Origin of the sequence: Nitratifractor sp. (assembly GCF_015487065.1) — a bacterium.
In the GTDB taxonomy this organism is placed as follows: Bacteria; Campylobacterota; Campylobacteria; order Campylobacterales; family Sulfurovaceae; genus Nitratifractor.
The window spans coordinates 1-4,397 of record NZ_WFQN01000086.1; the positions used below are offsets into that span (position 1 = coordinate 1).

At 56.7% G+C, this 4,397-nt stretch carries 4 protein-coding genes; 2 read left to right on the top strand and 2 right to left on the bottom strand.

Annotated features, from left to right (window positions below; translation table 11 throughout):
* Positions 1-138 precede the first annotated feature (138 nt).
* Positions 139-2,007, top strand: a complete 1,869-nt coding sequence (locus F8I07_RS04465) for a DUF2207 domain-containing protein (RefSeq protein WP_292656261.1) — start codon at positions 139-141, stop codon at positions 2,005-2,007.
* Positions 2,008-2,101: 94 nt separating this feature from the next.
* Positions 2,102-2,869, top strand: coding sequence for a hypothetical protein (locus F8I07_RS04470; protein ID WP_292656263.1), 768 nt, complete (start codon positions 2,102-2,104; stop codon positions 2,867-2,869).
* 120 nt (positions 2,870-2,989) lie between these two features.
* Here F8I07_RS04470 and F8I07_RS04475 read toward each other — a convergent pair whose 3' ends face one another.
* Positions 2,990-3,631 (bottom strand): HAD family hydrolase, encoded by a 642-nt coding sequence (locus F8I07_RS04475; protein ID WP_292656265.1) that lies wholly within the window; start codon positions 3,629-3,631, stop codon positions 2,990-2,992.
* On the bottom strand, positions 3,628-4,397 hold a 770-nt coding region (locus F8I07_RS04480), incomplete at its 5' end, for a PDC sensor domain-containing protein (protein WP_292656269.1). The genes F8I07_RS04475 and F8I07_RS04480, both read right to left, overlap by 4 nt.

A 4,397-nucleotide genomic window follows, 5' to 3' on the forward strand; every position in this document is an offset into this window, starting at 1 on the left:
ACACCCGTCTGGAATCTTTCCCCGACGTGCTCATCGCCCAGCGCTACCACTTCCAACCCAAGGATTTCTTCGAACTGGACGAATCGGAGAAAGCGGCGGTCAAGAAAATGCCCGAGATCAAGTTCGACTGATCCGGCGATGCGAGCTCTTCTCCTGTGGCTGGGGCTGCTGCTGAGCTTCGGCTCTCTGCTTGACGCCGAGACGATCCGGGACTACCGTACCGTTCTGAGGGTTCAGCCCGACGGCACCCTCAACATCCATGAAGAGATCCTCTACGACTTCGGCACCCTCTCCCGCCACGGCATCTACCGGGACATCCCCCGAAGCGTCAAAGTGCAGGGCAATCCCCACCCTATCGATTTGGGGTTGTCCAACTTCCATGTCCTAAGAGATGGCTCTCCCTCTCCCTGGAGCGAAGAGTCGCTCTACACTTCCGAAGCGGGACCGATGATACGGCTCAAAATCGGTGATCCCAACCGACGCATTAGCGGAAAACATCGCTACACTATCGACTACACCGTCGCCAAAGGGGTACTCCCCGCCTCCGACGGCAGCGGCGATGCCATCCGCTGGAACCTCCTGGGGACCGGCTGGAAGGTCCCGGTGGAGCGTTTCAGAGGCGAGGTTTTTCTCCCTCCAAAGCTGAGCAGAGACACTGTCACCGTTCGCGGCTGGGTCGGCCGCTACGGCTCCACCACCCCCACAGGAGCGATCCACTGGATCGATCCCCACCATTTCACACTCGAAGCCGGAAATCTGGCGCCCCATGAAGGAATCACCGTGGAGGTGATCTATCCCGAAGGGCTCCTGGGAGAACGCAGCAAAGTCAATACCGCCGTCTCTTTCAGCCAACGACTCGTCGATTCCCTCCCCTGGCCGCTGACACTGCTCTATCTTTTTCTTCTCGGTATCTTCGCTCGCAAAAGCGGCCAAGCATCTGCCCAAGGCTCCATCGCTCCCCAATATTTCCCGCCCAAGGGGCTCAGCCTTCTGCAGGCGGGGCTGATCTATGACAAGTTCAGTAATCACAACGATATCTCCGCCGCCATCGTGGAGCTAGCCGAAAAGGGGTACCTCACGATCCACAAAGAGAAGAGCCTCAGTTTCGTGCAACGGACGGATAAAACGCTCACGGATGAATTGACGGAAGATCAGCGTTATCTTTTGCGTGTGCTATTTCACTACGGCAACAGCTTCACCTTCGATACCGACGCTCGCGATCGCCGACAACGTTTCTCCTCCGCGCTGGAGGATCTGGACGAGATCCTCTACCGCTGGTCCGTCAAAGAGGGATATTTTAGGGAAAACCCTCAAAAGGCCCGTCGCAATTTTCTCATCAAAGCAATTCTACTTGCCCTTCCTCTTCTGGGACTTGTCGCTTATCAAACCTTTCAAATCGGTCATCCTGAACTGCTCTTTCTAAGCCTTTTTACCCTCGTCTTTGTCGGGGCCGGCTTGCAAATACTCTATCGGGCATGGAAGAGCCGAAGCCTTTTTCAAGGTATCTTCGGACTGATTTGGACCGGCTTTAGCCTCTTTACCCTTTTGGGAGCCCTTTTTGCCGTCACCGACTTACGGTCGATCCTTTTCGGCCCGACGGGCATCCTCTTTCTTGCCGCCGGAGCGATCGTCTATTTTTATCGCAAAGTGGGGCCTTTTACCCCCAAAGGAGCCGAAGCGCACCGCTACCTGCTGGGGCTCAAGGAGTTCATCGCCCGGGTCGAAAAGGCTCGGATCCGCCGCTTCCTCAAAGAGGACCCCCTCTATCTCGACCGGCTCCTGCCCTATGCGATGCTCTTCGGGATGACCGACGCCTGGAAGGAGCTCTACACCGCTCTGGGAATCGCCGCTCCCACCTGGTACTATGGAGATTTTGACGATCTGGGGGATTACGCCCACTCCGTCGATGCCGTCTCCTCCCCTCCTCCCAGCGAGACCGGCGGCTTCTCGGGAGGCGGAGGCTTCTCCGGCGGCGGAGGCGGTGGTGGAGGCGGCGGTTCCTGGTAAGGCCCCCTTTGGCTACCTGGTTTGCACAAGCCCTCACTCTTTCTTGCTACAATAAATCCAGAACAATCACTTTTTCAAAACGGAGGAGTCCAACATGATCCAACCGAGCAACAAAGAGGCGATCAATATCGCCGTCAATTTCTTCAAAGGCAACGTGGCCCTCTCTCTGGCCGCCATTGCCATCCTGGTCACCCTGGCACTGCTGAAGATCGTTCCTTTTATCGGGATCGCCTTCGCCTTCGCCTATTCGATCCTGAGCCTGGCGATCCAGATCTTTGTCGCCCGTCAGATCCCGGAACTCTCCCGGAGCGAGGAGATGGCCGACGTGGCTGCCCGGACCAAACTGGGCGATTTTCTGACCCGCCATCTCGATGTAGCCACTGGAGGCTTTCTGGGGATCTTCCTCATCATGATGGTTCTGGCGATGATCTTCGTAGGACTGATCGGTATGAACATCGATATTCAAAGCCTGAACAGCGGTGATATGCAGGCCGTCGCCGCCTCCATCTACACTTCGGGAGCCCTGGGCGCTCTGGCGCTGATTCTCCTCATTTCTATGTGGCTGGGCTATATCTTTCCGGGGGTTTTGGGCGAGGTAATGATGGCCCCCGATTTCAACAGCGCCTTCCTCAAAAGCTTTCTGCTTTTCAATCCCCGTTTCTGGAAACGCACCTTGAATAAAGACTATTTCCTGCTGATCCTGCTCTGGACGGCGATCGTCTTTGTCGCGGCGATCATCCTCTCCTGGTTCACCATCTCCATCCTCCTCCTGCCCATCGCCCTGGTCGGCCTCTATTTCCTCTCCCTCTACAACGCGGCGATCTACTTTTTCGCCCGGGAGCTACTCACCAAAGAGGCCTGATCCCCGCTGCATTCCGTGAAACATTCCCGTCATTCCGGGCTTGACCCGGAATCCAGGCCTTAAAACACCCACAAAACGCTGGTTCCAGGATCAAGTTCAGGATGACGAAACAATGGCTTGTCAACGACAGCAGCGACGCTCCAGCACTCCCCGCAGCTCCTCCACACTCTCGACCGCTTCGCGGTGATCGCTAAAGCCCCACTCTACCAGGATAAAGTCGATTCCGGCCGCCTCGGCCGCCATCTCGTCTCGGAGACCGTCTCCCACAAACAGCGCTTCGGCAGGGGCGATTCGCAGCTCCTCCAGGATCTTCAGCAGCATATCCGGAGCCGGTTTCCCCTGCGGTACATCGTCGTAGCTGGCGACAGCATCGAAAAATTCCCGAATCTTCAGATGTTCCAGACTCTCCAGCGTGGAGCGGCGATAGGCGTTGGTGGCGACGGCCAGGAGACATCCTTTTGATTTGAGCCACTCCAGCAGCCCCAGGATCCCGGGATAGAGGCGTAGTTCCTCCTGATGATGTGCACTGTAATATTCGCTGAACCACTCTTCGTGTCGTACCTGGAAATGGTCGGTTTCGTAGAAATACTCCGCGGCGTTTAGATGGGGATCGTTGACTTTGGCAATGATGGTGTCCGGATCGAGAGGCGGCAGCCCCAGGCGGTGGCGGACGAAGTTGATGGCGTTGGCGATGGCGACGGAGCTGTCCACCAGCGTCCCATCCATATCGAAGATAATCAGCTTTTTGCAGGGAGAGGTCATCGTCGCCTGTCGCGGCGGTTGTCGATGGCCCGCAGGTAGATGGAGAGCCCGATCATCAGTGCCGTGATTCCCAGCAGCAGCCCGACGGCGTAGAGTAGTTTGTTGGGATCGGTCATGGCAAACTTGAAGACCAGCATCAGTGCTTCGATGGCCAGGGCGATGATGATGGAGCCCAGGAAGCGGACCATCGTCTTGTGGATGTCGTCTTCGACATTCTTTTTGTGAGCTCCCAGTACCTCCTCCTCGAAGATCGCCTTGACCAGGTCGAAAATCGCCAGGGAAAGGGTCAGCAGAATCGTCGACTCGAACATATCTTTGACACTGATCCTGTCGAACTCCAGGCCGTAGGTGATGAAACTGTCGATCGCCTTGATAAAGAGCAGCAGCGCCACAGCGAAAAGCGCTACACTGAAGGCGGAATAGACCCACTTGTTGAAACGTCCGATAATGGAATCGATCGAGGTGGGATGGACCAGGGTCAGGATGTTCTCCAGGGTGATGTCCACGCAGACGATATACTGCAGCTCGTTCTTGTCGTTGAAGATCGGGTAGGCGGCAGTGACCACCAGTTTGTTCCCCCCGAGAGAGGGATAGGGATCGGTGAGGACACAGCGTTTCTCTTTGACCACCCGGTAGTAGTAGGCCCGGTTGCTCCGGCTCTCTCCGGCGCCTTTGCGGGCGAACTTGGGATCGATGCTGACGGTATTGGTCAGCTGGCGTCCCAGGGGATCCAGCACATAGATCGCGTCGACCTTCCCCAGTTCGT